At 52.6% G+C, this 25,827-nt stretch carries 27 protein-coding genes; 23 read left to right on the top strand and 4 right to left on the bottom strand.

The window, feature by feature from the left end:
* Positions 1–30: 30 nt before the first annotated feature.
* On the bottom strand, positions 31–1,263 hold the full coding sequence (locus PMPD1_RS16785) for a glycosyltransferase family protein (RefSeq protein WP_173635126.1): 1,233 nt from the start codon (positions 1,261–1,263) through the stop codon (positions 31–33).
* Between the two features lie 65 nt (positions 1,264–1,328).
* Complete coding sequence (csiE, locus tag PMPD1_RS16780) at positions 1,329–2,600, bottom strand: stationary phase inducible protein CsiE (RefSeq protein WP_173635125.1); 1,272 nt, start codon at positions 2,598–2,600, stop codon at positions 1,329–1,331.
* A 163-nt stretch (positions 2,601–2,763) separates the two neighbouring features.
* Between csiE and PMPD1_RS16775 the strand changes: the two genes are divergently transcribed.
* Both PMPD1_RS16775 and PMPD1_RS16770 read left to right on the top strand, forming a co-directional pair.
* A complete protein-coding gene (locus PMPD1_RS16775; RefSeq protein WP_435529742.1) occupies positions 2,764–3,393 on the top strand; it encodes a DUF1007 family protein in 630 nt (209 codons plus the stop codon).
* Complete coding sequence (locus tag PMPD1_RS16770) at positions 3,384–4,379, top strand: nickel/cobalt transporter (RefSeq protein WP_173635124.1); 996 nt, start codon at positions 3,384–3,386, stop codon at positions 4,377–4,379. The genes PMPD1_RS16775 and PMPD1_RS16770 overlap by 10 nt, the downstream gene beginning before the upstream one ends.
* Positions 4,380–4,425: 46 nt before the next feature.
* Here PMPD1_RS16770 and suhB read toward each other — a convergent pair whose 3' ends face one another.
* Positions 4,426–5,229: an inositol-1-monophosphatase gene (gene suhB, locus PMPD1_RS16765; protein WP_173635123.1), complete on the bottom strand. Its 804-nt coding sequence runs from the start codon at positions 5,227–5,229 to the stop codon at positions 4,426–4,428.
* A 119-nt stretch (positions 5,230–5,348) separates the two neighbouring features.
* On the opposite strand from suhB, the gene trmJ reads away from it, so the two are divergent.
* The 11 genes from trmJ to sseB all read left to right on the top strand — a co-directional run bounded on the left by trmJ (position 5,349) and on the right by sseB (position 14,145).
* The gene (gene trmJ, locus PMPD1_RS16760) at positions 5,349–6,077 is read left to right on the top strand and encodes a tRNA (cytosine(32)/uridine(32)-2'-O)-methyltransferase TrmJ (RefSeq protein WP_173635122.1); all 729 of its coding nucleotides are present in this window, start codon (positions 5,349–5,351) and stop codon (positions 6,075–6,077) included.
* A 150-nt stretch (positions 6,078–6,227) separates the two neighbouring features.
* The gene (iscR, locus tag PMPD1_RS16755) at positions 6,228–6,722 is read left to right on the top strand and encodes a Fe-S cluster assembly transcriptional regulator IscR (RefSeq protein ID WP_173635121.1); all 495 of its coding nucleotides are present in this window, start codon (positions 6,228–6,230) and stop codon (positions 6,720–6,722) included.
* A gap of 149 nt (positions 6,723–6,871) precedes the next feature.
* The gene (locus PMPD1_RS16750; protein ID WP_173635120.1) at positions 6,872–8,086 is read left to right on the top strand and encodes an IscS subfamily cysteine desulfurase; all 1,215 of its coding nucleotides are present in this window, start codon (positions 6,872–6,874) and stop codon (positions 8,084–8,086) included.
* A gap of 24 nt (positions 8,087–8,110) precedes the next feature.
* Entirely contained in the window at positions 8,111–8,494 is a 384-nt protein-coding gene (gene iscU, locus PMPD1_RS16745) for a Fe-S cluster assembly scaffold IscU (RefSeq protein ID WP_173635119.1), read from the top strand.
* A 12-nt stretch (positions 8,495–8,506) separates the two neighbouring features.
* The gene (iscA, locus tag PMPD1_RS16740) at positions 8,507–8,830 is read left to right on the top strand and encodes an iron-sulfur cluster assembly protein IscA (protein WP_173635118.1); all 324 of its coding nucleotides are present in this window, start codon (positions 8,507–8,509) and stop codon (positions 8,828–8,830) included.
* Positions 8,831–8,913: 83 nt separating this feature from the next.
* Positions 8,914–9,432, top strand: a complete 519-nt coding sequence (hscB, locus tag PMPD1_RS16735; RefSeq protein ID WP_173635117.1) for a co-chaperone HscB — start codon at positions 8,914–8,916, stop codon at positions 9,430–9,432.
* Positions 9,433–9,447: 15 nt separating this feature from the next.
* Positions 9,448–11,298, top strand: coding sequence for a Fe-S protein assembly chaperone HscA (gene hscA, locus PMPD1_RS16730; protein ID WP_173635116.1), 1,851 nt, complete (start codon positions 9,448–9,450; stop codon positions 11,296–11,298).
* Between the two features lie 3 nt (positions 11,299–11,301).
* On the top strand, positions 11,302–11,637 hold the full coding sequence (fdx, locus tag PMPD1_RS16725; protein WP_173635115.1) for an ISC system 2Fe-2S type ferredoxin: 336 nt from the start codon (positions 11,302–11,304) through the stop codon (positions 11,635–11,637).
* Between the two features lie 60 nt (positions 11,638–11,697).
* Entirely contained in the window at positions 11,698–11,898 is a 201-nt protein-coding gene (iscX, locus tag PMPD1_RS16720) for a Fe-S cluster assembly protein IscX (RefSeq protein WP_173635114.1), read from the top strand.
* A 106-nt stretch (positions 11,899–12,004) separates the two neighbouring features.
* Entirely contained in the window at positions 12,005–13,291 is a 1,287-nt protein-coding gene (gene pepB / locus PMPD1_RS16715) for an aminopeptidase PepB (RefSeq protein WP_173635113.1), read from the top strand.
* An 80-nt stretch (positions 13,292–13,371) separates the two neighbouring features.
* Positions 13,372–14,145, top strand: coding sequence for an enhanced serine sensitivity protein SseB (gene sseB, locus PMPD1_RS16710; RefSeq protein ID WP_173635112.1), 774 nt, complete (start codon positions 13,372–13,374; stop codon positions 14,143–14,145).
* A gap of 303 nt (positions 14,146–14,448) precedes the next feature.
* Here sseB and sseA read toward each other — a convergent pair whose 3' ends face one another.
* Positions 14,449–15,291 carry a 3-mercaptopyruvate sulfurtransferase gene (gene sseA / locus PMPD1_RS16705; protein WP_173635111.1) on the bottom strand — a complete coding sequence of 281 codons (843 nt, stop codon included), beginning with the start codon at positions 15,289–15,291 and terminating at the stop codon, positions 14,449–14,451.
* 464 nt (positions 15,292–15,755) lie between these two features.
* On the opposite strand from sseA, the gene ndk reads away from it, so the two are divergent.
* The 10 genes from ndk to PMPD1_RS16655 all read left to right on the top strand — a co-directional run bounded on the left by ndk (position 15,756) and on the right by PMPD1_RS16655 (position 25,793).
* Positions 15,756–16,187, top strand: a complete 432-nt coding sequence (gene ndk, locus PMPD1_RS16700; protein ID WP_173635110.1) for a nucleoside-diphosphate kinase — start codon at positions 15,756–15,758, stop codon at positions 16,185–16,187.
* Positions 16,188–16,421: 234 nt separating this feature from the next.
* Positions 16,422–17,591, top strand: a complete 1,170-nt coding sequence (gene rlmN / locus PMPD1_RS16695) for a dual-specificity RNA methyltransferase RlmN (protein WP_173635109.1) — start codon at positions 16,422–16,424, stop codon at positions 17,589–17,591.
* 93 nt (positions 17,592–17,684) lie between these two features.
* Positions 17,685–18,419, top strand: coding sequence for a type IV pilus biogenesis/stability protein PilW (gene pilW, locus PMPD1_RS16690; RefSeq protein ID WP_173635108.1), 735 nt, complete (start codon positions 17,685–17,687; stop codon positions 18,417–18,419).
* A complete protein-coding gene (gene rodZ / locus PMPD1_RS16685; RefSeq protein WP_173635107.1) occupies positions 18,409–19,446 on the top strand; it encodes a cytoskeleton protein RodZ in 1,038 nt (345 codons plus the stop codon). The genes pilW and rodZ overlap by 11 nt, the downstream gene beginning before the upstream one ends.
* A gap of 38 nt (positions 19,447–19,484) precedes the next feature.
* Complete coding sequence (gene ispG, locus PMPD1_RS16680) at positions 19,485–20,606, top strand: flavodoxin-dependent (E)-4-hydroxy-3-methylbut-2-enyl-diphosphate synthase (protein ID WP_173635106.1); 1,122 nt, start codon at positions 19,485–19,487, stop codon at positions 20,604–20,606.
* 108 nt (positions 20,607–20,714) lie between these two features.
* Complete coding sequence (gene hisS, locus PMPD1_RS16675) at positions 20,715–21,989, top strand: histidine--tRNA ligase (protein WP_173635105.1); 1,275 nt, start codon at positions 20,715–20,717, stop codon at positions 21,987–21,989.
* Positions 21,990–22,033: 44 nt separating this feature from the next.
* A complete protein-coding gene (locus PMPD1_RS16670; RefSeq protein ID WP_173635104.1) occupies positions 22,034–22,651 on the top strand; it encodes a YfgM family protein in 618 nt (205 codons plus the stop codon).
* Between the two features lie 19 nt (positions 22,652–22,670).
* Positions 22,671–23,852, top strand: a complete 1,182-nt coding sequence (bamB, locus tag PMPD1_RS16665; protein WP_173635103.1) for an outer membrane protein assembly factor BamB — start codon at positions 22,671–22,673, stop codon at positions 23,850–23,852.
* A gap of 162 nt (positions 23,853–24,014) precedes the next feature.
* Entirely contained in the window at positions 24,015–25,508 is a 1,494-nt protein-coding gene (gene der, locus PMPD1_RS16660) for a ribosome biogenesis GTPase Der (RefSeq protein WP_173635102.1), read from the top strand.
* A gap of 69 nt (positions 25,509–25,577) precedes the next feature.
* Positions 25,578–25,793: a zinc ribbon domain-containing protein gene (locus PMPD1_RS16655; RefSeq protein ID WP_173635101.1), complete on the top strand. Its 216-nt coding sequence runs from the start codon at positions 25,578–25,580 to the stop codon at positions 25,791–25,793.
* Positions 25,794–25,827 lie beyond the last annotated feature (34 nt).

Below are 25,827 nucleotides of genomic sequence, written 5' to 3'. Positions count from 1 at the left end.
CCGGTCAGGAGGCGTTTTTTTTCGCCATCATTACGCTATCGGCAGGCTACCGCTCTCCACTTTTTCCCGCCAGCGTTGGTTCAACGCCTGTAACTCATCAATGCTCAGCGAAGTAATATCCTCTCTTTCCGGGTCGCGTAACGCATGGCGAAACCGTTCTATGGCAGAAGCATCAAGATAGTGTGCTTTGCTACCGTGCTCTTTTTTTTCACGTGGCGTTGGGTTAATGCGGATAAGGGCATCAGTGGGTAGCGTTATACCCTGTGCCTGGCAGGCAAGCGTCAGCGTCGCAAGATCGGCGAGCGATCGAACTTCAATCTCTTTCAGTTTGCCGCCGTTTGCAGAACCGGTTAGCGGATGATCTTCCGATTGATAACTAAACCGGTTGATGTGTTTGGTGAGGGGAGAAATTTGGTGGGTTTTCAGATTATTGATTTTGCTAAAACCAAATACCAGCGGCACGGTTGCGCCATTATTGAGCAGGTTAAGATACGGCATTTTGCCGTTAACCATCTCCTGCTCAATGCGCTGCAAGGCTGTGCGAATCAACTCCGTGGATTGAGGGGTAGAGAGCGTTAAGGAGTTATCAATCACTTTAATGTCGGTTGGAATCAGTTGTGCCGCCACGCTTTCCAGTGTCTCTTTGGTTAGAGAGAGGTTGTTTGCAGAGAGTCGCAGCATCAGTGATTGATAGACAGCCTCAGGCAGATCGTCGCCGGTTTTCACCATCAGGGCTGCGGCGTCAGACGAGAGGGAGGTCCGATTTATGGCTTTGGCCAGTTGGTAAATCTGTGAACGCGTCTCTACCGTAGTGATTTTTGCTCCCATTCCTTTTGCATACACGCGTGGTTTTGAACGCAGGTTAGGGCGCGTCTCAGTGTCGTTGGGCGATTGCTTGGTGCGATCGGAGAAAAAGACCTGTCCTTCCAGCGACTGGCTTCCACCTTTACGATCGTTAACGCCGCCTTTCAATATACCGCTACGCAAAATTTCAAACCCCCAGGGCGAACCGTGAAACGCTTCCGGCTTGGTATAACCTGGCGGGGCAGTTGTATTAAGCGAAGCCAGCAGGCTTTGATGGAGTTTAACCCGCGTGGCGGCATCAATATCGTGGCGTTTCTCTAGCGCATCTAACGGTGAGTCTCCTTGTGCATCGAGCGCCACAGGGCGATATCCCTGTTGCCGTAACTGCTGAATAGTTTCGGTATCGCTTTGTGCCACGGCCTGATGAAAAGCTAAGGCACCGGAAGGTGGAATACGCATACGCTGCTCGTAGAAAAGGAGATTTTCTGTGGGTGGATGGGGCAGCGCAAAAGTTCCGGTGCCTATCAGGACTCAAGCAGCGTACGGATACGGTGTTGCTGATGATCGCTGAGCGGAAGCTCAGCATGAATCAACGGAGGGGAGTAGAGCGGTAACGGCGTAGCGTAGGGGCTGATCACCAAGGCAATGCCTTTTGGTGCGCCCTGATGCTGAAACGCGTGCATAGTCTGGAACTTAATATTCAGCGGCAATAGGGTAAGTTCGCGCAATTGTTGCTCGATCTCTTTTTCCAGCGCCGGATCGCCACCGGTTAACAGCAGCACCTGTTTTTCCTGTAAGGTGTTTTCCTGCATCAGCCAGGCGCCGAAAATCACCGCGATAAGCACCAGTTCCTCACGGGTGAAACGCACCGCATAGTGTGTTTCAAAAGCGTCTATCGCCGCGCGGGTGGTCCGTAACAGGCGCGGATATAGCCGTGTTACCTCCTCGGTTAAATTGCTATCAATCCCAATGGCAAAATGGCTCCGATCCAGCGCCTGCGACATATGCGTATAGAGTTGCTGGCTTAGCCCTTGTTCATCGCAAAAATGCATGCCAGCCAGGGTTTGGAAGCGTTGAATCAGTAAACGAATATCCTCCATCAAACGCTGTTCGCGATGGTGCTGAATTGTCTCGGCGGTCGGCGCGTGGATCAGGCTAAAGATCAGCGTATAAAAGTCAATTTCGCTGGTGTCGGGCGCGTGGCGGCACCGTTTCTGCCAGTGGCTCACCACTTTCTCTGCCGCCGCTCTTTCGCTTTTATCCGCCAGCCAACGTTGTTGGGGTTCAGTGAACGTAGCCGGTGTCTGCTGGCAAAGTGAATACTGCATAAACAGTTGCAGAAAATGCCGATCGCGCGGGTTGAAATCGCGCTGGAGATGCGCGCTACAATGCTGGATTAATGCTTGCAGGTTTTTTTCATCATAGATGGCTTTTTCAATTTGCCGGGTGCGCAATGTCTGACGTAGTGCTGGCGCGAAGTGCTGCCAGACAAAGTCCGGAGACACGCGCAGCGCACGCCGCAGCCAGTGCATTAGGCACAGCCGTCTGGCCAGTTCAGCGCCACGGAGCTGAAAGTGTCCATCCTGATGGGGGAGAAGATCAAGCTGATGATAGCGCTGGATCTTTTCAGCGACCTCCGCTATATCTTGCCGAGCGAGCGCTGGCTCCACACCATTAAGCTGGCAAAGCGCATCAAGTGAAAGCGCGTTATCAGGCAAGTAAAGCGTTAACAGAAGGTGGCATTGACGCTGTAAACCGGAGAAGAGTGGTGCTGTCGGTGTAGCAGAACTCGTCATGGGCAATTCCAGTCGTTCATCTCTGTGCTAAGAATAAGTCAAAATGCGTTAGGTCGCGTAATGTGGCGGTGTTTTTTATCCAGACGTTTAAGGCCGGTCACAGAATTTTTATCCAGGAAAGCCGATGAAGTTGATTTTGTTATGTTGTAACATTTATTCGCGTATGCTGCCCGGTTGCATGCTACTTATTCTGTTGCTGAGTGCACCGCTAGCATTCGCACATCCGCACAGTTTTATTGATATGAAAACCAGTCTGGTCACTAAGGATAACCAGCTCACCGGGCTACGTATGGTATGGACGATGGATGAAATCACCTCTGCTGATCTGCTGTACGATGCCGGTAACGCCAAACCCGATTCGGTGGTGTGGAAAAAGCTCGCGGCGGGTGTGATGGCGAACGTACTGGGCCAACACTATTTCACGGAGTTTTGGCACCAAGGCAAACGCGTGAAGTTTGATAATTTACCGCCGGAGTATCATCTGTCGCGTAACGGTGCGAAAGCGGTGCTGGAGTTTGTGCTACCGTTGGCGGAGCCACAAAGTCTGAAGGGGCAAACCTATCTCTTTTCCACTTTCGATCCTTCCTACTTTGTAGATATGTTTTATGATAACGAAAAATCTCTGGGGATACCGGAGGCCGGGGCGGCACAATGTAAGCTGACATTAAAAACGCCAAAACCTAACGCCTCTTTACAAGCCTATGCCTTATCGCTGGATAAAGCCGATGCGCCGCCGGAAGATATGGATTTAGGCAGACAATTTGCCCAAACGGTTACCCTGACATGTCCCTAACTATTTTGCCGCAAAAGACCGATAATTTACTGCGAAGCGCCTGGCCATTATGGCTATTGCTGATTCTTCTGGCCGCTGGCGGCGTGGCGCTATGGCTTTACTGGCCGCAAATATTGCTACAAAGCATTGGTTGGCAACGCGGCTTGAACCAACAAATGACCGCGCTGTTGCAACAGGTGGAAATCCAGCGGCAACGCGCGGGATGGGCGTTGGTCGGCTTTAGTCTGGTGTACGGTGTCCTGCACGCTGTTGGGCCGGGGCACGGCAAAGTGGTTATCGCGACCTTTTTGGCGACCCATCCCACTAAAATCAAAACCAGTCTGCAATTGACGCTGGCGGCAGCGGTGGTGCAGGGCGGCGTCGCGATTTTATTGGTATCGATCATTCTGGTAGTGCTGCAACTCTCTTCACGGCAACTTCATCTCAGCAGTTACTGGCTGGAAAAGGGCAGTTATCTGCTGGTGGTCGGGTTGGGTATTTGGCTGTGCGTACGGGCATTGAGGAAACTATGGCGGGTGCTGCGTCCTGCCGCGCCGAAAATCTTGTCCATCCATACTGTCGATCATGTTCATAGCGCCGACTGTGGTTGTGGACATCAACATGTGCCGGATAACACGCTATTGGCAAAAGCCGTAGGCTGGAAAACGAAAGTGCTGGTGGTCTTTTCGATGGGGCTACGCCCATGTTCCGGGGCGATTATGATGTTGCTGTTTTCCAGGGTGATTGGTGTTTATGCCTGGGGCGTTTTATCGGCGGTAATTATGGCGTTGGGGACGGCGTTTACGGTATCGGCAATGGCGCTATTCGTCCAGGTTTCACGTGCGGTGGCGGTGCGTATCAGTCGCGATCGCCCGACATCCGGTTGGCAAAAGGTGGGGATACAGAGCCTGGCGTTGGTGGGCGGTGTCGCACTGATAATGATCGGGATAATGCTGTATCTGAGCGCACAGCCGATGATCTCGAATGGGATTCGCGGCGCGCTGTAAATAATTATGGCCGGTGCGGCATCCGTCGCACCGGCCAGCAGTAATCTTAACGCTTCAGCGCGTCGCTCAGCTCGTCGCGCATATTCGCCAGCAGAGATTTCACGACACGTGGATTACCCGCCACCAGGTTACCGGAAGTCAGGTAGCCGTGCCCGCCAACAAAGTCAGTCACCAAACCGCCCGCTTCGCGCACCAGCAGTTCACCGGCCGCGAAATCCCAAGGCTTCAAGCCAATCTCAAAGTAACCGTCAACCCGACCTGCCGCCACATAGGCGAGGTCTAACGCGGCGGAACCGGTACGACGGAAATCCGCGCACTGAGTAAACAGTTTTCCAACCAAGTTAATATAGGTTGCGGCATGTTGTTTGGCTTTGAACGGAAAACCGGTCGCCAAAATCGTGCCGTCAAGATCGCGTGCCGTGCTGCCGCGTAGGCGATAGCCGTTTAGCTGAGTGCCCTGACCGCGAACCGCGCTAAATAGCTCATTGCGCATGGGATCATAAACCACTGCAACTTCGGTACGGCCTTTAATGCGCACAGCGATAGAGACGGAAAAGTGAGGTAAGCGTTTGATGAAGTTAGTAGTGCCATCCAGTGGATCGATAACCCATTGTACATCCTGATCTTCTCCGGCTAACTCACCACTTTCTTCAGTAATAATGGTGTGTTGCGGATAAGATTTGCGAATCACCTCTATAATCAGGCGTTCAGCGTCGCGATCAACATTGGTTACGAAGTCATTGCTACCTTTCTGGCTAGCTTCAACTGCGTCCGGAGTTTCATAGTTTTTGGCGATTAAATTGCCAGCCTTGCGCGCAGCGCGCACGGCGATGTTGAGCATCGGATGCATCAGTATCTCTCACTGGATGTTAAAGAACGGGAAAACGGCGCGGAGTATAGCAGGGAGTTCGGAAAATGTCCTGCTTTTATGTTAGCATGGACAAATTATCTCTTTGACCATCAATTTCTATGCTGCATAACATTCGTATCGTACTGGTTGAAACTTCTCATACCGGCAACATGGGCTCCGTCGCGCGCGCGATGAAAACCATGGGGTTAACCAACCTCTATTTAGTGAACCCATTGGTTAAGCCGGACTCGCAAGCTATTTCATTGGCCGCTGGCGCTAGCGACGTCATTGGCGCGGCAAAAATTGTCGACACGTTGGATGAGGCAATTTCCGGCTGTAGCCTGGTGGTTGGCACCAGCGCGCGCTCCCGCTCGCTCCCGTGGCCGATGCTTGACGCACGTGAATGCGGCGTGAAAAGCGTGGAAGAAGGGCGCCAGGCGCCGGTTGCGTTGGTATTTGGTCGTGAACGGGTTGGTCTGACTAACGACGAGTTGCAAAAATGCCATTACCACGTCGCCATCCAGGCAAATCCGGATTACAGCTCGCTAAACCTCGCGATGGCGGTGCAGGTTATCGCTTACGAAGTGCGCATGGCGTTTTTGCAGGCTGAACAGCATCAGGCGCCGGATTATGCGGCCTCTCCTTATCCGCTGGTGGATGACCTTGAGCGTTTTTACCAGCATATGGAACAGATGATGTTGCAGAGCGGTTTTATCCGCGAGTCGAACCCAGGCCAGGTTATGAGCAAGCTGCGTCGCCTGTTCACCCGCGCGCGCCCGGAGCGAGATGAGCTGAATATTTTGCGTGGCATGTTGTCATCTTTTGAGAAAAAGCAGGCGGATAAATAATCTCTGTCGTTGTCGGATCGAAAGGAAATGAATACTTGAGTGTTTTACTCGGTTAAATAGTTGACCAAAACACTCAGGAATGTCAGACTTGCGCTCATCATTTTTTCCTTCACATCACACCGACAACAGGTAAAACCGAGGTCGCAAGCCATGAGACTGACATCTAAAGGCCGTTACGCCGTTACCGCCATGCTCGACGTTGCACTCCATTCCCACCAGGGGCCGGTGCCGTTGGCTGATATTTCCGAACGCCAGGGTATTTCGCTCTCCTATCTGGAGCAACTGTTTTCACGCCTGCGTAAAAATGGCTTAGTGGCCAGCGTACGCGGTCCGGGCGGTGGTTATCTATTGGGTAAAGACGCCAATGCGATTGCTGTCGGCGCTGTCATTACAGCGGTGGATGAGTCGGTTGACGCAACGCGTTGTCAGGGAAAAGAGGGCTGCCAGGCCGGTGAGCGTTGTCTGACCCATGTCCTGTGGCGTGATTTAAGTGAACGTATTAGTGATTTCCTGAACAATATTACGCTGGCCGAGCTGGTTAATAACCAAGAGATTCTTGATGTTGCCGATCGTCAGGACAATGAAAATCGCCGTTTATCAAACGGACGAATTCAGGAAACGATCAACGTAAACCTGCGTGCTTAATTCCCCTGCCGCCGCAAAAAATAAAACCATTCATTGGTTAGGTGTAAAAAACACCCACATTGCTGGCGGACAGGTATGCCCGATAAGGGCTGAAATGTTTGTATTTAAATGATTTTACGTATTGAAGTGATGTACGGAGCTTAAGAGCAATGAAATTACCGATTTATCTGGACTACTCCGCAACTACGCCGGCCGATCCGCGCGTTGCCGAGAAAATGATGCAGTACTTAACCCTGGACGGTACATTCGGTAACCCGGCTTCGCGCTCCCACCGTTTCGGGTGGCAGTCAGAAGAGGCGGTTGATATCGCCCGTAACCAGGTCGCAGAATTAGTGGGCGCTGACCCGCGTGAAATCGTGTTTACTTCCGGCGCCACCGAGTCAGATAACCTGGCTATCAAAGGTGCGGCGACTTTTTACCAAAAGAAAGGTAAGCACATTATCACCAGCAAAACCGAGCACAAAGCGGTGCTGGATACGTGCCGCCAACTGGAACGAGAAGGTTTTGAGGTTACCTACCTGGCGCCGAAAGGCAACGGCATTATTGATTTGCAGGAACTGGAAGCTGCGATGCGTGATGACACCATTCTGGTTTCAATTATGCATGTCAATAACGAGATAGGCGTGGTGCAAGACATTGCTACCATCGGCGAACTGTGCCGCGCGCGTGGCATTATTTATCATGTCGATGCCACGCAAAGCGTCGGCAAATTGCCTATCGACCTGAGCCAGTTGAAAGTCGATCTGATGTCTTTCTCCGCGCACAAAATCTACGGTCCGAAAGGTATCGGCGCGTTGTATGTCCGCCGCAAACCACGCATTCGTCTGGAAGCGCAGATCCATGGTGGTGGTCATGAGCGCGGTATGCGTTCCGGTACCTTGCCTGTACACCAGATTGTCGGGATGGGGGAAGCTTACCGTATCGCGAAAGAGGAGATGGGCAGCGAAATGGCGCGCCTGCGTACATTGCGCAACCGTTTGTGGAACGGCATTAACGACATCGAAGAAGTGTATCTGAATGGCGACCTCGAGCAGGGCGCACCGAACATCCTCAATGTCAGCTTCAACTATGTTGAAGGCGAATCCCTGATTATGGCGCTGAAAGATTTGGCGGTTTCTTCTGGTTCCGCCTGTACTTCCGCCAGCCTGGAGCCTTCTTATGTGCTGCGCGCGCTGGGAATGACGGATGAGTTGGCGCATAGCTCTATCCGCTTCTCTTTAGGGCGTTTCACCACCGAAGAAGAGATTGATTACACCATTGAGCTGGTACGTAAATCCATTGGCCGTCTGCGCGACCTTTCTCCGTTGTGGGAAATGTTTAAAGCCGGTGTGGATATCAACAGCATCGAATGGGCGCATCACTAATTTCAGGTATCAGGAGATTTAACCATGGCTTACAGCGAAAAAGTAATCGATCACTATGAAAACCCGCGTAATGTGGGCTCATTTGATAACGCCGATCCTTCCATCGGCAGCGGCATGGTCGGCGCGCCAGCCTGCGGCGATGTGATGAAACTACAAATTAAAGTTAACCCCGAAGGCATCATTGAAGACGCGCGTTTCAAAACCTACGGCTGCGGTTCAGCAATTGCCTCCAGCTCACTGATTACTGAATGGGTCAAAGGCAAATCACTGGATGAAGCCGAAGCGATTAAAAACACCCAGATTGCGGAAGAATTAGAACTGCCGCCGGTAAAAATTCACTGCTCCATTTTAGCGGAAGACGCGATTAAAGCAGCGATTGCTGATTATAAGAGCAAGAAAAACGCATAAGAGAGGGCTCCCATGTCAATTACGTTAAGCGACAGCGCTGCATCCCGCGTGAGCGCTTTCCTGCAAAACCGTGGCAAGGGCTTTGGCCTACGTCTCGGCGTGCGGACGTCAGGTTGCTCCGGTATGGCGTATGTGCTGGAGTTTGTTGATGAGCCGGATCGTGAAGATACCGTGTTCGAAGACAAAGGCGTTAAGGTGGTTATTGACGGCAAAAGCCTGGTCTACCTGGACGGGACGGAATTGGACTTCGTGAAAGAAGGCTTGAACGAAGGTTTCAAATTCATTAACCCAAACGTGAAAGACGAATGCGGCTGTGGTGAAAGCTTCCACGTTTAGTGTGGAGCCTACCAACAACAATGAATCGCACCGGAGACGGGGCGATTCATTTTAGTCTTCTCCTGCCATAAACCGAGCTTGTTATGGATTACTTCACCCTCTTTGGGTTGCCCGTCTCGTTTGAGCTTGACGGCACTCTACTGACTGAACGTTTTCAGACGTTGCAGCGTCAGTTTCATCCCGATCGTTTTGCCACGCGCCCTGAGCGTGAGCGTCTGCATGCCTTACAACAGGCCGCCACCATTAATCAGGGCTACCAGGCATTACGCCAGCCGTTACCTCGTGCCGAATACCTGCTCTCTTTGCAGGGCATCGATATTAATAATGAACAACATACGATGCGCGATACGGCGTTTCTGATGGAGCAGTTGGAACTGCGCGAAGAGCTGGAAAGCATTGAACAGGCGGCAAATGCTGAAGAGCAACTGAACGCGTTTATGCAGCGGCTTGAGCAGATGATGCAACAACGTAGCGCGCAGATGAAACAACAGCTCAATGACACGCAGTGGGCACAAGCGGCGGATACCGTGCGTAAATTACGTTTTCTGGTTAAACTTCGCAGCCAAGCCGAACAACTCGAAGAAAGACTGCTCGATTTATAAATCTGGAAGCTCAACATGGCGTTATTACAAATTAGTGAGCCGGGCCTGAGCGCGGCGCCGCACCAGCGTCGTCTTGCTGCCGGCATCGATCTCGGTACCACCAATTCACTGGTCGCCACCGTCCGTAGCGGGCAGGCCGAAACGCTACCCGATGCGCATCAGCGTCATATTCTCCCTTCTGTCGTGCGCTATCAGGCCAGCGGTTTAACCGTGGGCGAAGAGGCGCGACAGGCCGCCGCCACCGATCCGGTCAACACCATTAGTTCAGTAAAACGGTTGATGGGGCGTTCGCTGGCAGATATTCAACAACGTTATCCGCATCTTCCGTATGCCTTTCAGGCCAGTGAAAATGGCCTGCCGCTGATTGTCACGCCGGCGGGGTTGGTTAACCCGGTTCACGTCTCTGGCGATATTCTGGCGACGCTGGCGGAACGCGCGCGCGCTTCACTGGAGGGCGAACTTGACGGTGTGGTGATTACCGTACCGGCCTATTTCGATGATGCACAACGGCAGGGAACCAAAGATGCCGCGCGTTTAGCGGGGCTACATGTGCTGCGTTTGCTCAATGAGCCTACCGCTGCCGCGATTGCCTACGGTCTCGATTCGGGGAAAGAAGGGGTGATTGCGGTCTACGATCTTGGCGGCGGTACCTTTGATATTTCGGTGCTACGTCTAAGCCGTGGGGTTTTCGAAGTATTGGCGACCGGCGGCGATTCGGCGCTAGGTGGCGATGATTTCGACCATTTACTGGCTGATTGGTTGCGTGAACGTGCAGGGCTGAGCGATCGTGGCGATCCGGTTTTGCAGCGTCAGCTATTAGATGCGGCAATCGCGGCGAAAATCGCGCTAAGCGCTGCGCCAAGTGTCGCGGTTGAGGTGGCGGATTGGCGTGGTGATGTGACGCGCGCCGATTTCGATGCGCTAATTGCACCGCTGGTTAAACGCACGCTGCTGGCTTGCCGTCGCACGCTGAAAGATGCCGAAGTGACGCCGGAAGAGGTGCTGGAAGTGGTGATGGTTGGCGGTTCTACGCGGGTACCTCAGGTGCGTGAAAAAGTCGGCGAATTTTTTGGCCGTACGCCGCTCACTTCGATCGATCCGGATAAAGTCGTGGCGATCGGCGCTGCGATTCAGGCGGATATTCTGGTGGGGAATAAGCCAGACAGCGAAATGCTGCTATTAGATGTGATCCCCTTATCGCTTGGGCTAGAAACCATGGGCGGTTTGGTGGAGAAAGTGATCCCACGAAATACCACCATTCCGGTGGCGCGCGCGCAGGAATTTACCACTTTTAAAGATGGTCAAACGGCGATGAGTATTCACGTCCTGCAAGGCGAGCGTGAATTAGTCACGGATTGCCGTTCGCTGGCGCGTTTCACCCTGCGCGGCATTCCGACCATGCCTGCCGGCGGGGCGCATATCCGTGTCACCTTCCAGGTTGATGCCGACGGCTTGTTAAGCGTAACGGCAATGGAGAAATCCACCGGCGTTGAGGCTTCAATTCAGGTTAAACCGTCTTACGGTCTAACCGAAAATGAAATTGCCGGTATGATTACCGATTCGATGACGCACGCCCAGCAGGATATTAGCGCGCGTATGCTGGCTGAACAGAAGGTGGATGGGCTGCGGGTGCTGGAAAGCCTCGACGGCGCATTGGCCGAAGATGCAGGCTTACTGAACGATGAAGAGCGTGCGGCCATTGGTCAGGCGCAGCAGGCGTTACGCGATGCGGTAGCCGGAGAGGATACCGATACCATCGCCGCCGCGATTAAAAAATTAGATAAAGTTACCCAGGATTTTGCTGCACGCCGTATGGATGAATCTATCCGTCGCGCACTGGCCGGGCACTCTGTGGACGAGGTTTGAGTCATGCCAAAGATTGTATTTTTACCCCATCAGGATCTGTTACCAGAGGGGGGCGTGTTTGATGCCGCTCAGGGCGACACCATTCTGGACGTGGCACTACGTAACGGTATTGATATTGAACATGCCTGTGAGAAGTCCTGCGCGTGTACTACCTGTCACTGCGTTGTGCGCGAAGGGTTTGATTCATTAGCGGAAAGTACCGAAGATGAAGATGATATGTTGGATAAAGCTTGGGGGCTGGAGCCGGAAAGTCGGTTAGGCTGCCAGGCGCGCATTACCGATGAGGATCTGGTGGTGGAGATCCCACGCTACACCATCAACCACGCACGCGAACATTAATCGTATTAGTCAGGCGGGCCGGATAGTGAATTCGGCCCGTTTTTGTATGAGGAATGAAGTATGGGATTAAAGTGGACCGACAGCCGGGAAATTGGTGAAGCGCTGTATGACGCCCGGCCAGAGACAGACCCGACTACGGTACGTTTTACCGATATGCATCAATGGGTTTGTGAGTTGGATGAATTTGATGATGAACCCACCGCATCCAATGAAAAAATTCTCGAAGCAATACTGTTAGTCTGGCTGGATGAGTATCAATAGTTCTGAGCCTAAAATCTGGCGGCAGTGATTATTATTCTAATCTCACCCGGTAAGCGCCTGGCGTTGCCGGGGAGCGGCAAACAAATAGATAACAAGGAGCCATGCGATGACAACCGAAACCATGAATATCACTCTGTCAACAGCAGCGGCCGATGCGCGCTGGGGTGAAAAAGCACTCCTGAGCAGTAATGATAAGGGTATGACTATCCATTTAACCGGCAGCGATGCGCTGGCGGCGATCCAACGAGCAGGACGTAAACTTGATGGCCAGGGGATCCGCAATGTGGCGTTGAGCGGCGCCGATTGGGATCTGGAAAAAAGTTGGGCCTTTTGGCAAGGCTATTGCGGCCCAAAAGGTGAGCGTCATGTCGAATGGGCGCAATTAAGCGCCAGCGATCGCGCGGAGCTGGATAGCCGACTGAAAATTATCGATTGGGTACGTAGTACCATTAACCTGCCGGCAGAAGATCTTAGCCCGGAACAGTTGGCCCAACGAGCGGTTGATCTGTTATGTGGCGTTGCGTGCGATGCGGTGAGCTACCGCATCACCAAGGGTGAAGATTTACGCCAACAGCAGTATATGGGCATCCACACTGTGGGGCGCGGCTCGTCGCGTAGCCCGGTGTTATTGGCGCTGGACTATAACCCTTCAGGTGATGATGACGCGCCGGTTTACGCCTGCTTAGTCGGCAAAGGAATTACTTTTGATACCGGCGGTTATAGCCTGAAACAAAGCGCATTTATGGATTCCATGAAGTCCGATATGGGCGGCGCAGCCACGGTAACCGGCGCTTTGGCGTTGGCGATTGCACGCGGTCTGAACAAGCGCGTTAAGTTGTACCTGTGCTGTGCGGATAACATGGTCAGCGGTAATGCCTTTAAGCTGGGTGATATTATTCACTACCGCAATGGCAAGACAGTCGAAGTGATGAATACCGATGCCGAGGGGCGTCTGGTGTTGGCGGATGGTTTGATTGATGCCAGCGAGCAAAATCCAACCTTAATTATTGATGCGGCAACGTTGACCGGCGCGGCGAAAACGGCGTTGGGCAATGATTACCACGCGTTATTTACCTTTGACGATGCGCTGGCGCAACGCTTGCTGGATAGCGCGACGGACGAAAATGAGCCATTCTGGCGTCTGCCGTTGGCGGAGTTCCATCGTAATCATCTGCCTTCCAACTTTGCCGATTTGAACAACATTGCCGGGCCTGCTCACTCAGCCGGTGCCAGTACTGCTGCGGCGTTTCTGTCGCACTTTGTGAAAAATTATCAGCAAGGCTGGCTACATATCGACTGCTCGGCAACTTACCGTAAAGGCGCGGTTGACCAGTGGGCAGCGGGCGCCACGGGTTTAGGCGTGCGAACCCTCGCCCGGCTGTTATTAAAATAAGTACGCGGCTTACGCGTAAGCGGAGGCCGACTCGATGGTCGCCTCCGCCAGAATATGTAGAAGAAACCGTGAGTTAACCGATGAAAGAAACCAATAGCCGTCTTGAAGAAGTGCTGAAGTTGGCGGCAACGGAACCGGCACATCGCCCTGAGTTTTTTACTTTGCTGATGCAGTCCAGCGTTTGGGTGCCGGGAGAGAGTACCGGGCCACAACTGGATGCCGATACGCCCGTTGATTTGCAGCACTGGAAAAAAGAGGACGGCAGTAGCGTGATTCCCTTTTTTACTTCGGAATCCGCCATGGCGCAGGCCATTAGCGACCAGCAAGCTTATGTAATGATGCCAGTGCGTACGCTGTTTGAAATGACGTTGGGGGAAACACTCTTCTTGAACCCGGAGTTACCCAACGGTAAAGAGTTTACGCCGCGAGAAATTGCCCATTTGTTGGGTGAAGAAGGGAATGCGCTGAGCCAACAAACAGTGCTGGAAGGTGGTGCGTCGTTGTTGCTGTCGGAAATTGCGCAGCCGCCGGCGCAGATGATTGATTCGTTGACGCAACTGTTCAGTAAACACCGTGAGGTGCGACGTGCCTTTGTCGCGCATATTAAAGAGGCGGCTGAGGATGCGCCCAATTTGCTGATTGGGATTGAAGCCGATAGCGACATTGAGACGATTATTCAGGCGGCCGGTAGCGTGGCAACCGATACGTTACTGGATGATGAGCCAGTGGATATTTGTCAGGTAGTGGAGGGCGAGAAGGGCATTAGCCATTTCTTTACCGCTCATATTACGCCATTTTATGAGCGCCGTTGGGGCAGTTTTTTGCGGGCTTATAAGGGTGAGCGGATCCTTTAGCTCTACTCGTCATACTTCGCACCGCAGGTGCGTTGGCCGCGCTCGCGCGCCCCGGTCACATAGTTGGCTATGCTCCCGGGGACTTACTCGATTGCCGCCTTCCTGCAGCACGAATTATTTAGAGTAGACAGTCATACTTCGCACCGCAGGTGCGTTGGCCGCGCTCGCTCGCCCCGGTCACATACACAAATTATTTAGAACAGGCAGTCATACTTCGCGCTGCAGATACATTGGCCCCGGCAGCATAGGGGCCATTTTTATATTGGCTCCTGGTATTAAACCAGGAAAAATGCAGGCAACCGGCTATTTAGCAATCGGCAAATCATCGCGTGCGCCCCATTCTCCCCAGGAACCGTCATACAGCGTAACGTCCTGCGCGCCCAGCGTCATCAGAGCCAAAATCACCACCACCGCAGTCACCCCGGAACCACAACTGGCGACCACCGGCTGATGAATATTGACGCCCTGGCGCTCGAAAATAGCCGCCAACTCCGCATTAGGCTTTAATTCGCCATTAACCACTAACGCATTCCACGGCACGTTCAGGCTACCGGGAATATGACCGCGATGAAGACCCGGACGTGGCTCGTCCACCTCGGCGTTAAAACGGTTTGCCGCACGCGCATCCACAATCTGTGCAGTGCCTTCGTGGCTAATTAACAGCACATCGGTAACGCGACGCACCTGGGATGCATCAAAGGTGGCCTCGAAATCGGCCTCGGGTAAGTTGACGGCACCGGTTTCCAGCGGCAGCTCCGCCTGCTTCCATGCCTGAAGGCCACCGGCCAAAATGGAAACCTGCTCAACGCCAAACGCTTTCAGCATCCACCAGGCACGCGGCGCAGAAAACAGATTACCTTCGTCATACACCACCAGATGCTTTTCGTGGCTGACACCCAACTCACGCATGGCAACGGCAAAGGCTTCCGGACGCGGCATCATATGAGGCCAGTCGCTGGTATGGTCGGAAAGCGCTTCAATATTAAAAAAAGGTGCGCGTGGTAAGTGCCCGGCGAGATATTCCGCCTCAATATCACGTACTTTTTCCATACCTGGCGGCAGCATCCGCGCATCCAGCACTTGAATATCGTCTTGGTTCAGATGTTCGGCAAGCCAACCGGGAGTAACAAAGTAAGAGGTTGTCATAACGGCCTCGTTAACGTTTGATGTGCAGTGAGTGTCGGCGATCTGCCACGGCGTGACAAGAGCCTGAGCGAGTAGCCGGATGATCTTATCTGCCATTTTGGAGCTGGCTCGATTAAAAACTGCAACAATGCCGAACAGGTTGCGGCAACGTCTTTTACTGTCGAGTGAATTGCGTTAGGGTCTGGTAGCGTGCAAATCAGCGGGTGCTTTGTCGCGATGGTGATCATAATTTTTTAAAAAATTGTTGCAACGCTGATAGGCAAGGGCGTGCCGCCCCCCTATAATCGGCGTCATTTCGCAGGCCGGTAGGTACCATACTTCAAGCTGCATCTGTGTTGGCTGTAATCGACCCTCTTTGAGCAAGCTCATCGGGTTGTCCTTCTTTGCGGCCCTCCTGTAATGTGAATTATTTGAGGTATAGCAATATCGAACCGGTTAATTTGGAAGTTAAGACAGAGGTCAACATGACAGTAGAACGTACTTTTTCCATCGTAAAACCGAACGCGGTGGCAAAAAACGTAATTGGCGCTATTTACAATCGCTTCGAAAGCGCGGGCTTTAAAATTGTGGCGGCAAAAATGCTGCACCTGACTAAAGAGCAGGCGGAAGGCTTTTACGCGGAACATCAGGGCAAACCTTTCTTTGACGGCTTGGTGGAGTTTATGACATCCGGCCCGATCATGGTGTCGGTACTGGAAGGTGAAAATGCGGTGCAACGCCACCGTGACCTGATGGGCGCAACCAACCCGGCGAACGCATTGGCTGGCACGTTACGTGCTGATTACGCTGACAGCTTTACTGAAAACGCGACGCACGGTTCTGATTCCCAAGAGTCCGCCGCGCGTGAAATCGCCTACTTCTTTGGTGAAGGCGAAATCTGCCCACGTACGCGTTGAGCCGCGGGCTGCGGAGCCGGTAATCGGGCAAAGATAATGCGTATAAACGTACCTGCAGCTTGAAGTATGGCGGGTATGTTTACAAAATTATTGCGTGGATAGCGGGCCTCCCATAGCATCCGGGTACAGATGTTTGTACAATAATGCGCCCTCACTGGGTTATCCGGTGAGGGCGTTTCTTTTTCTATCATCAAACCAGCGCCATAACGTGTAATAACGAGGCCAGAGAACATTATGTCCGAACAAATTGTGACGCCGTCGTCCGCATCCCCCGCCATGGTTTCTGCCAAGAACGAAAAAATTAATTTACTGGATCTCAATCGTCAGCAAATGCGTGAGTTTTTTATTTCGCTGGGCGAAAAACCGTTCCGTGCCGATCAAGTTATGAAGTGGATTTATCACTACTGCTGTGATGATTTCGACCAGATGACCGATATCAATAAGGTACTGCGCGGTAAATTAAAGCAACTGACAGAAATCCGCGCGCCGGAAGTGGCGGAAGAAAAACGCTCAACCGATGGCACAATTAAATGGGCGATTCGCGTTGGCGATCAACTGGTTGAAACGGTCTACATCCCGGAGGACGATCGCGCCACATTGTGCGTCTCTTCGCAGGTTGGTTGCGCGCTTGAATGCAAATTCTGTTCAACGGCACAGCAGGGCTTTAACCGCAACTTGCGCGTTTCGGAAATTATTGGGCAAGTCTGGCGCGCGGCGAAAATTATCGGCGCGGCCCGTGTTACCGGCCAGCGTCCCATCACTAACGTGGTAATGATGGGGATGGGCGAACCGCTGCTTAATTTAACCAATGTGGTGCCGGCGATGGAAATTATGCTGGATGACTTTGGTTTTGGTTTGTCAAAACGTCGTGTCACGCTTTCAACCTCGGGCGTGGTTCCGGCGCTGGATAAACTCGGCGATATGATTGATGTCGCGTTGGCGATTTCACTGCATGCGCCAAATGATACCATCCGTGATGAAATTGTCCCGATCAACAAAAAGTACAATATAGAGACTTTCCTTGCTGCGGTCCGTCGCTATCTGGGTAAGTCGAATGCTAATCAGGGGCGCGTGACGATTGAGTATGTCATGCTGGATCATGTGAATGACAGCACCGATGATGCGCATCAATTGGCTGAGTTATTGAAAGATACGCCGTGCAAAATCAACCTGATTCCGTGGAACCCCTTCCCAGGCGCGCCCTATGGCCGCAGCTCTAACAGCCGTATCGATCGTTTTTCGAAAGTGCTGATGGAATATGGGTTTACCACCATTGTGCGCAAAACGCGCGGTGATGATATTGATGCCGCCTGCGGCCAATTAGCGGGTGAGGTTATTGATCGGACTAAGCGTACGCTGCGTAAAAAAATGGCCGGCGAATCAATATCTGTGAAGGCGCTCTGAAAGCCGGAAATAAGTTGTTTTATCAGATGGTAATAGCTACTTCCCTTGCTGAGCGTGGCGTAACATACCAAACTTCTTATTAAAGGAGTGGGTATGCGTAATGGATTACGGTATAGCCTGTTGGCGGGGTTTGTTGTAAGTGGGTGTGTCAGTCAGGTGAGTGACCACCCGGCGCTACAGGCGCGGTTGCAGCTAGGGTTAATTTATTTGGCGCAAGGGCAATTGCACGCCGCGCAGCGTAATCTGCAACGCGCGCAGGTACTGGCGCCGGAGGATTATCGTACACACCTTGCTATGGCACGTTTGTATCAGGCGCAAGGGCGCAATGATGCGGCGGCGCAAGGTTACCGTTTGGCGCTGCAACGCGCACCGCATAATGGTTACGTGCTTAACAATTACGGTGCGTTTCTTTGCGGTTTAGGGCAGTATGATGCGGCACAACAACAGTTTAGACTGGCTGGTCGTCAGTTGCAGCCCGGGGTCAGGGCCGATAGTTTGGAAAATACCGGCTATTGTTATTTGACTAAGGGTGAACAGGAACCTGCGAGACAGGCGCTGAGTCAGGCCATTAAGGTTGATCGGCACAAAGGAATGACGATGCTGACAGAAGCCGAAAGGCGATTTGGAAACGGGGAGCCTGTTTTGGCACGGTTCCTGTTAGATGTATATCAACACAGCTTACCCGCTACGGCGGAAAGTGTGTGGTTAGAGATTCGTTTCGCCGCGTTGGGCGGGCGTACTGATGACGTTAAGCGTCACGGTGAACGCCTGGCGCGAAATTTTCCACAATCGATACAGTACCAGCATTTTTTAGCTAATGAATACTGAAGCCACTCAAGATAATTCTGCAGTAAATTCCACAGGCGAACGCCTGCGTATTGCCCGTGAGCAAATGGGTCTAACGCAGCAAAACGTTGCAGAGCGTCTTTGCCTGAAACTTTCTACCGTCCGTGACATTGAGGAAGATAAGTCTCCTGCCGATTTGGCATCAACGTTCTTGCGTGGTTACATCCGCTCTTATGCGCGTCTGGTTCATGTACCGGAAGGCGAGCTGTTGCCGATGATGGAGAAACAAGCGCCGGTTCGCGCGGCAAAAGTTGAACCGATGCAGAGTTTCTCGCTGGGCAAACGTCGTAAAAAACGCGACGGTTGGTTGATGATTTTCACCTGGCTGGTGTTGTTTGTCGTCGTGGGTTTGACGGGCGCCTGGTGGTGGCAGAACCATAAAGCCGCGCAGGATGATTTGGTTTCGATGAGCGATCAAAACACGGCGACTTCGGGCGATGACAATAGTCAGTCTATTTCGCTGGATAACGGTAGTACGCCAGATGAGAGCAGCAATGCGGCTCAACCTGCGGCACCGTCTGATAACGCTGCGAATACCCCCGCTGGCGGAAATAATAACAGCGCTGCGCCATCTGCCGCCGCGCCGGCGGCTAACGCACCTGCCGCAAACAATAGCGCTGCGCCGACCGCGACCAATAATAGTGATGCCAATGCGGTCGTATCGCCGAGCCAAGCTCCGGTGGAAAATGGTGCCGCTGCACCCTCGGCAACCAATGGTCAATTGCCGACCGGTAGTGCCGGTGTAACGCAGCCTGCGGCCGATCCTAATGCGGTAGTAATGAATTTTAACGCTGATTGTTGGCTGGAAGTAACCGATGCGTCGGGCAAAAAACTGTTCAGCGGAATGCAACGTAGCGGTGGTAAACTCAGTCTGGCCGGCACCGCGCCTTATCGTTTGAAAATTGGCGCACCGTCGGCGGTACAGGTCCAGTATCAAGGGCAGCCTGTAGATTTGAGTCGTTTTATCCGTAATAACCAGGTTGCTCGCCTGACATTGGGTGCGCAATAACGCATCTTCTCTGGCTCGGGCAATTGTGGAGAAAGAATATGCATAACCAGGCCCCCATTAACCGTCGCAAATCAACGCGGATTTACGTCGGCAAGGTGCCCGTGGGCGACGGCGCGCCGATCGCCGTACAATCAATGACCAATACGCGCACCACCGATGTTGCCGCGACGGTTAATCAAATTAAAGCGCTGGAGCGTGTCGGCGTGGATATCGTTCGCGTCTCGGTGCCGACGATGGATGCGGCGGAAGCGTTTAAACTCATCAAGCAGCAGGTCAATGTTCCGCTGGTGGCGGATATTCATTTTGATTATCGCATTGCGCTAAAAGTGGCGGAGTATGGCGTTGACTGCCTGCGTATCAACCCCGGCAATATCGGTAATAATGAACGCATTCGCCAGGTGGTTGATTGCGCGCGTGATAATAATATCCCGATCCGCATTGGCGTTAACGCCGGTTCGCTGGAAAAAGATCTGCAAGAAAAATACGGTGAACCTACGCCGCAGGCTTTGCTGGAATCGGCGATGCGGCATGTGGATCATCTTGATCGTCTCAACTTCGATCAGTTCAAAGTTAGCGTAAAAGCGTCTGATGTATTCCTCGCGGTGGAGTCGTATCGTCTGCTGGCAAAACAGATTGATCAACCGCTGCACCTTGGGATCACCGAAGCAGGCGGCGCACGCGCCGGCGCGGTGAAATCGGCTATCGGGTTGGGTCTGCTGCTTTCCGAGGGGATTGGCGACACGCTGCGTATTTCGTTGGCCGCCGATCCGGTGGAGGAAGTCAAAGTTGGTTTTGATATTCTGAAATCTCTGCGCATTCGTTCGCGTGGCATCAACTTTATCGCCTGTCCCACCTGTTCACGCCAGGAGTTTGACGTTATTGGTACGGTAAACGCCCTCGAACAACGTTTGGAAGATATTATTACCCCGATGGATGTTTCTATCATCGGTTGCGTGGTCAACGGCCCCGGCGAAGCGCTGGTTTCAACGCTTGGCGTTACTGGTAGTAATAAGAAAAGCGGCTTTTACGAAGACGGCGTGCGCCAGCGCGACCGCCTTGATAACGAAGATATGATCGATCAACTTGAGGCGCGTATCCGGGCGAAAGCGTCAATGCTGGATGAAAATCGCCGTATTGATGTGCAGCAGGTTGAAAAATAAACGAGACGGGAAGCGTCACTGTTTCCCGAAGTGATTTAGCCTGGCCGGGTCATACCGTCACGCGGTAACATGCCGGACAGGTTTTTTTGTATTAAAGAGAACGAATAAGTGGCGAAGAATATTCAAGCAATTAGGGGCATGAACGACTATCTGCCGGCAGATACCGCCGTGTGGCAGCGTATTGAAGGTATTCTGAAGCAGGTGCTGGCCAGCTATGGTTACAGCGAAATTCGTGTACCGATTGTAGAGCAGACACCGTTATTCAAACGCGCGATTGGTGAAGTTACCGACGTGGTTGAAAAAGAGATGTATACCTTTGAGGATCGCAACGGCGAAAGCCTGACGCTGCGTCCGGAGGGGACGGCGGGTTGCGTACGCGCCGGCATCGAGCATGGTCTGCTGTACAATCAAGAACAACGCTTGTGGTATATCGGCCCAATGTTCCGCTATGAACGTCCGCAAAAAGGGCGTTATCGTCAATTCCATCAAATAGGCGCCGAGGTCTTTGGTCTACAAGGGCCGGATATTGATGCCGAAATGATTATGATGACCGCTCGCTGGTGGAAAGCGTTGGGGATTGCCGATCACGTCTCGCTTGAACTGAACTCTATTGGTTCGCTGGAGGCGCGTGCGCGTTACCGTGAGGCGTTGGTTGCCTTCCTTGAGCAGCATCAAGAGGTGCTGGATGAGGATTGTAAACGCCGTATGTACACTAATCCGCTGCGTGTGCTGGACAGCAAAAATCCTGACGTTCAACAGTTGCTGAATGATGCGCCAAAGCTGTTTGACTACCTCGATGAAGAGTCACGCGACCATTTTGCTGGCTTGTGTGGGCTGTTGGATGACGCTGGCATCACCTATACCGTTAATCAGCGCTTGGTGCGAGGGTTAGATTACTATAACCGCACGGTGTTTGAATGGGTTACCACCAGTTTAGGCTCACAGGGCACGGTATGCGGCGGCGGCCGTTACGATGGCTTGGTTGAGCAATTAGGTGGCCGTGCGACGCCGGGCGTAGGCTTTGCCATGGGGCTTGAGCGTTTAGTTCTGTTGGTGCAAGCGGTTAATCCGGAATTTGAACCGACACGCATTGTTGATGTCTATGTTATCGCTTCCGGTCAGGGTGTGCAGTCAGCGGCGATGCAACTGGCGGAAAAATTACGTGATGCTACGCCGCAATTGAAATTAATGACCAACTTTGGCGGTGGTAATTTTAAGAAGCAGTTCGCCCGGGCGGATAAATGGGGCGCTCGCGTCGCGCTGGTTTTGGGTGAAGATGAGATCGCAGCAGGGCAGGTAGTGGTTAAAGATCTGCGCACTGGCGAACAGCAGACGCTGGCGCAAGACCTGCTGGCTAATACCTTGGCCACGCTGTTGAAATAACGTTTTTCAGCGTCGCAGGATTTAATGTTAAGGAGAAGGATTGCGTGGAAGTCTATAGCAACGAAAACGAACAGGTTGATGCACTCCGTCGTTTCTTTGCCGACAATGGTAAAGCATTGGTGATTGGTGTGGTGCTGGGCGTGGGTGCCTTAGTGGGCTGGCGTTACTGGAGCAACCACGAAAATGGCAGCGCGAAAGAAACCTCGGCAGAGTATCAAAAACTGACTACTGAACTGGATGGCAGCAAGCCGCAGACCGTTGAGGCGGTAACGCAATTCGCCAGCAACAACAATAACACCTATGGCGCGTTGGCTTCGCTCGATCTGGCTAAACAGTACGTTGATAAGAACGACTTGGGTAATGCGGTAACGCAATTGCAACGCGGTTTGCAAGACACTAAAGATGCCAACCTTCAGGCGGTGCTTAATTTGCGTCTGGCGCGTATCCAACTGCAACAGAAAAAAGCGGACGAGGTGTTGAAGACCCTTGATGGTATTAAAGGCGATGGCTGGACCGCTATTGTTGCCGATCTTCGTGGTGAAGCATTATTGAGTAAAGGCGATAAACAGGGCGCGCGTGATGCGTGGAAAAAAGGCATTGATTCGGATGCTTCTCCGGCGCTGAAAGAAATGATGCAGATGAAAATGAATAACTTAGGTTAATCCATTCAAGAGAGAGCGCATGGAATTACGTAAATACCTGCTGCCCGGACTGGTCTCAGTCACGTTACTCAGCGGTTGTTCGCTGTTCAGCGGCGAAGAAGATGTAGTGAAAATGGCCCCGTTGCCGAAAGTTGAAAACCAGTTCACGCCGGAAAAAGTCTGGAGTACTTCTGTGGGGGATGGCGTTGGTGATTTTTATTCCAATCTGCATCCTGCATGGCAAGACAGTACGGTGTTTGCCGCCGATCGTTTTGGTATCGTGAAAGCGCTTGATGCCTCGAACGGTAAAGAAAAATGGAAGGTTAACCTCTCGGAAAACAAAGGGTTCTTCTCTAAAAATCTTCCTGCATTACTGTCTGGCGGTATCACCGCAACAGCCGATCATATCTATATCGGTAGCGAACGTGGCGTAGTGTTTGCGCTGAATAGCGCAGACGGGAAAACCGCATGGCAAACGCAAGTTGCGGGCGAAGCAGTATCGCGTCCGGTGGTCAGTGACGGCTTAGTCTTGATCCACACCAGTAACGGTATGTTGCAGGGGCTGGATCAGAACAGCGGTTCAATTAAGTGGACGGTTAACCTTGATATGCCCGCTCTGTCGCTGCGCGGCGAGTCGGCGCCGGCAACCGCATTTGGCGGTGCCATTGTGGGTGGCGATAACGGGCGTGTTAGCGCGGTTATCCTTAACCAGGGCCAGTTGATTTGGCAGCAGCGCATTTCCCAACCGAGCGGCGCAACCGAAATTGATCGCCTGAGTGATGTGGATACCACGCCGGTAATTGTGAATGGTGTGGTCTATGCGCTGGCGTACAACGGGAATCTGACCGCGTTGGATTTGCGCTCCGGTCAGATTTTATGGAAACGTGAAATCGGCTCGGTGAAAGATCTTATTGTTGATGCGGGTCGTATCTATCTGGTGGATCAAGACGATCGCGTTATCGCGCTTAATACCGATGGCGGTGTGGCTATCTGGCGTCAAAGCGAGTTATTGCACCGTAATCTGACCTCGCCAGTGTTGTATAATGGTTATATCGTGGTCGGCGACAGCGAAGGTTATCTGCATTGGCTGAATACCGATGATGGCCGTTTCGTCGCTCAGCAAAAAGTGGATAGCTCCGGCTTCCAGACCGAACCAGTGGTGGCCAGCGATAAGCTGTTGATTCAGTCAAAAGACGGTGAAGTGTACGCGTTTACGCGTTAGTAACTTCGTTTCGTCGTAGTATGACAACGGCTCCTGATCACAGGAGCCGTTTCGTTTTTTACCCGGCGTGTTATCCTTAGCGCCTTCAGCCCGTCGGCATGGCATTAATGCCGTTATGCTGCCGGAAAACGGGCTCCTGTTTATTTGTCATGAGGCTTCAATATGGTACCTGTGGTCGCGCTGGTTGGGCGTCCCAACGTGGGCAAATCCACCCTGTTTAACCGTTTAACGCGTACGCGAGATGCGCTGGTTGCGGATTTTCCTGGTCTTACTCGCGATCGCAAGTACGGTCGAGCCGAAGTGGAAGGACGTGAGTTTATTGCCATTGATACCGGTGGTATTGATGGGAGTGAAGAAGGGGTAGAAACGCGTATGGCGGAACAATCGCTGCTGGCGATTGAAGAGGCTGACGTGGTGCTGTTTATGGTCGATGCTCGCGCCGGTTTGATGCCTGCCGATCAGGCGATTGCTAAGCACTTGCGTTCGCGTGAAAAACCGACTTTTTTGGTGGCTAACAAAACCGATGGTCTCGATCCGGATGCTGCCGTGGTGGATTTTTACTCGCTGGGGTTGGGGGATATTCACCCGATTGCAGCGTCGCACGGCCGTGGCGTCACCAGCCTGTTAGAAACGGTATTACTGCCGTGGATGGGTGATACCGAAAGCGTTGGACCGTTGACGGAAGAAGAAGAGAACGAGGCTTACTGGGCGGCGCTGGCGGCGGAAGAAAACGGTGAGTTGCCGGAAGGCGAGGAAGAGGAGGATTTCGATCCTACAGGCTTGCCGATTAAGCTGGCGATCGTTGGGCGTCCGAACGTAGGTAAGTCCACGCTGACCAACCGTATCCTCGGTGAAGACCGCGTGGTGGTGTATGACATGCCGGGCACCACGCGTGACAGTATCTATATCCCAATGGAGCGTGACGACCGCGAGTATATTTTGATTGATACGGCGGGCGTGCGTAAACGCGGAAAAATCACCGACACGGTGGAAAAGTTCTCGGTGATCAAGACGCTGCAGGCTATTGAAGACGCGAACGTCGTGCTGTTGGTGATTGATGCGCGCGAAGGCATTTCCGATCAAGATTTGTCACTGTTGGGGTTCATCCTTAACAGTGGGCGCTCGTTGGTAATTGTGGTTAACAAGTGGGATGGTTTGTCACAGGAAGTGAAGGATGAAGTCAAAGAGACGTTAGATTTCCGTCTTGGCTTTATCGACTTCGCACGCATTCACTTTATTTCAGCGCTGCACGGCAGCGGTGTTGGCAACCTGTTTGAATCGATTACCGAAGCGTATGATTGCTCTACCCGCCGGGTAAACACCTCAATGCTGACGCGCATCATGAGTATGGCGGAGGATGACCATCAGCCGCCACTGGTGCGTGGCCGTCGGGTAAAACTGAAATATGCGCACGCCGGTGGCTATAACCCACCGATTGTGGTGATCCACGGTAATCAGGTGAAAGATTTGCCGGATTCATATAAGCGCTACCTGATGAACTATTTCCGTCGTTCGCTTAACGTGATGGGAACGCCAATTCGGATTCAGTTTAAAGAGGGCGACAACCCGTTTGCCGGGAAGCGTAACTTGTTAACGCCGAACCAACAACGCAAACGTAAGCGTTTGATGTCGCATTTGAAAAAGAACAAGCGTTAAGCTAACGGGGGCCGAAGTGGCCCCCGAATCAATTCTGAAGTGGTGTGGTGATGGATAAGGAGCTAAGCGATGGAACCACTCTGTCCAGCTTGTAAGCATGAGCTGCAGCTTACCGAAAAGGGGTTTCACTGTGCCGAATGTGGCGCGCAATATGCGCGCGAAGCACGCTGCCCGGATTGCGGCCAGCCGTTAGAGGTATTAAAAGCCTGTGGGGCAGTGGACTATTTTTGCCAGCACGGTCACGGCTTAATATCGAAGAAGCGGGTGGTGTTTGTGGTGGCGTAAAGCACGCCGTGTAGGTGATGGAGTCATTGCCTTA

Source organism: Paramixta manurensis, from assembly GCF_013285385.1.
Classification (GTDB): Bacteria; Pseudomonadota; Gammaproteobacteria; order Enterobacterales; family Enterobacteriaceae; genus Paramixta; species Paramixta manurensis.
The sequence above is the reverse complement of the archived record's forward strand: the minus strand, read 5'-3'. Positions and strand labels throughout refer to the sequence as shown.

What these genes read in the sequence shown, in the direction of transcription:
- ndk (WP_173635110.1), top strand. Translation starts at nt 15,756, where the DNA reads ATGACAGTAGAACGTACTTTTTCCATCGTAAAACCGAACGCGGTGGCA.
- PMPD1_RS16775 (WP_435529742.1), top strand. Translation starts at nt 2,764, where the DNA reads ATGCTGCCCGGTTGCATGCTACTTATTCTGTTGCTGAGTGCACCGCTA.
- csiE (WP_173635125.1), bottom strand. Translation starts at nt 2,600, where the DNA reads ATGACGAGTTCTGCTACACCGACAGCACCACTCTTCTCCGGTTTACAG.
- PMPD1_RS16750 (WP_173635120.1), top strand. Translation starts at nt 6,872, where the DNA reads ATGAAATTACCGATTTATCTGGACTACTCCGCAACTACGCCGGCCGAT.
- suhB (WP_173635123.1), bottom strand. Translation starts at nt 5,229, where the DNA reads ATGCATCCGATGCTCAACATCGCCGTGCGCGCTGCGCGCAAGGCTGGC.
- PMPD1_RS16655 (WP_173635101.1), top strand. Translation starts at nt 25,578, where the DNA reads ATGGAACCACTCTGTCCAGCTTGTAAGCATGAGCTGCAGCTTACCGAA.
- PMPD1_RS16770 (WP_173635124.1), top strand. Translation starts at nt 3,384, where the DNA reads ATGTCCCTAACTATTTTGCCGCAAAAGACCGATAATTTACTGCGAAGC.
- ispG (WP_173635106.1), top strand. Translation starts at nt 19,485, where the DNA reads ATGCATAACCAGGCCCCCATTAACCGTCGCAAATCAACGCGGATTTAC.
- pilW (WP_173635108.1), top strand. Translation starts at nt 17,685, where the DNA reads ATGCGTAATGGATTACGGTATAGCCTGTTGGCGGGGTTTGTTGTAAGT.
- der (WP_173635102.1), top strand. Translation starts at nt 24,015, where the DNA reads ATGGTACCTGTGGTCGCGCTGGTTGGGCGTCCCAACGTGGGCAAATCC.
- trmJ (WP_173635122.1), top strand. Translation starts at nt 5,349, where the DNA reads ATGCTGCATAACATTCGTATCGTACTGGTTGAAACTTCTCATACCGGC.
- bamB (WP_173635103.1), top strand. Translation starts at nt 22,671, where the DNA reads ATGGAATTACGTAAATACCTGCTGCCCGGACTGGTCTCAGTCACGTTA.
- iscX (WP_173635114.1), top strand. Translation starts at nt 11,698, where the DNA reads ATGGGATTAAAGTGGACCGACAGCCGGGAAATTGGTGAAGCGCTGTAT.
- pepB (WP_173635113.1), top strand. Translation starts at nt 12,005, where the DNA reads ATGACAACCGAAACCATGAATATCACTCTGTCAACAGCAGCGGCCGAT.
- rodZ (WP_173635107.1), top strand. Translation starts at nt 18,409, where the DNA reads ATGAATACTGAAGCCACTCAAGATAATTCTGCAGTAAATTCCACAGGC.
- iscA (WP_173635118.1), top strand. Translation starts at nt 8,507, where the DNA reads ATGTCAATTACGTTAAGCGACAGCGCTGCATCCCGCGTGAGCGCTTTC.
- rlmN (WP_173635109.1), top strand. Translation starts at nt 16,422, where the DNA reads ATGTCCGAACAAATTGTGACGCCGTCGTCCGCATCCCCCGCCATGGTT.
- hscA (WP_173635116.1), top strand. Translation starts at nt 9,448, where the DNA reads ATGGCGTTATTACAAATTAGTGAGCCGGGCCTGAGCGCGGCGCCGCAC.
- PMPD1_RS16785 (WP_173635126.1), bottom strand. Translation starts at nt 1,263, where the DNA reads ATGCGTATTCCACCTTCCGGTGCCTTAGCTTTTCATCAGGCCGTGGCA.
- hscB (WP_173635117.1), top strand. Translation starts at nt 8,914, where the DNA reads ATGGATTACTTCACCCTCTTTGGGTTGCCCGTCTCGTTTGAGCTTGAC.
- sseB (WP_173635112.1), top strand. Translation starts at nt 13,372, where the DNA reads ATGAAAGAAACCAATAGCCGTCTTGAAGAAGTGCTGAAGTTGGCGGCA.
- iscR (WP_173635121.1), top strand. Translation starts at nt 6,228, where the DNA reads ATGAGACTGACATCTAAAGGCCGTTACGCCGTTACCGCCATGCTCGAC.
- iscU (WP_173635119.1), top strand. Translation starts at nt 8,111, where the DNA reads ATGGCTTACAGCGAAAAAGTAATCGATCACTATGAAAACCCGCGTAAT.
- fdx (WP_173635115.1), top strand. Translation starts at nt 11,302, where the DNA reads ATGCCAAAGATTGTATTTTTACCCCATCAGGATCTGTTACCAGAGGGG.
- sseA (WP_173635111.1), bottom strand. Translation starts at nt 15,291, where the DNA reads ATGACAACCTCTTACTTTGTTACTCCCGGTTGGCTTGCCGAACATCTG.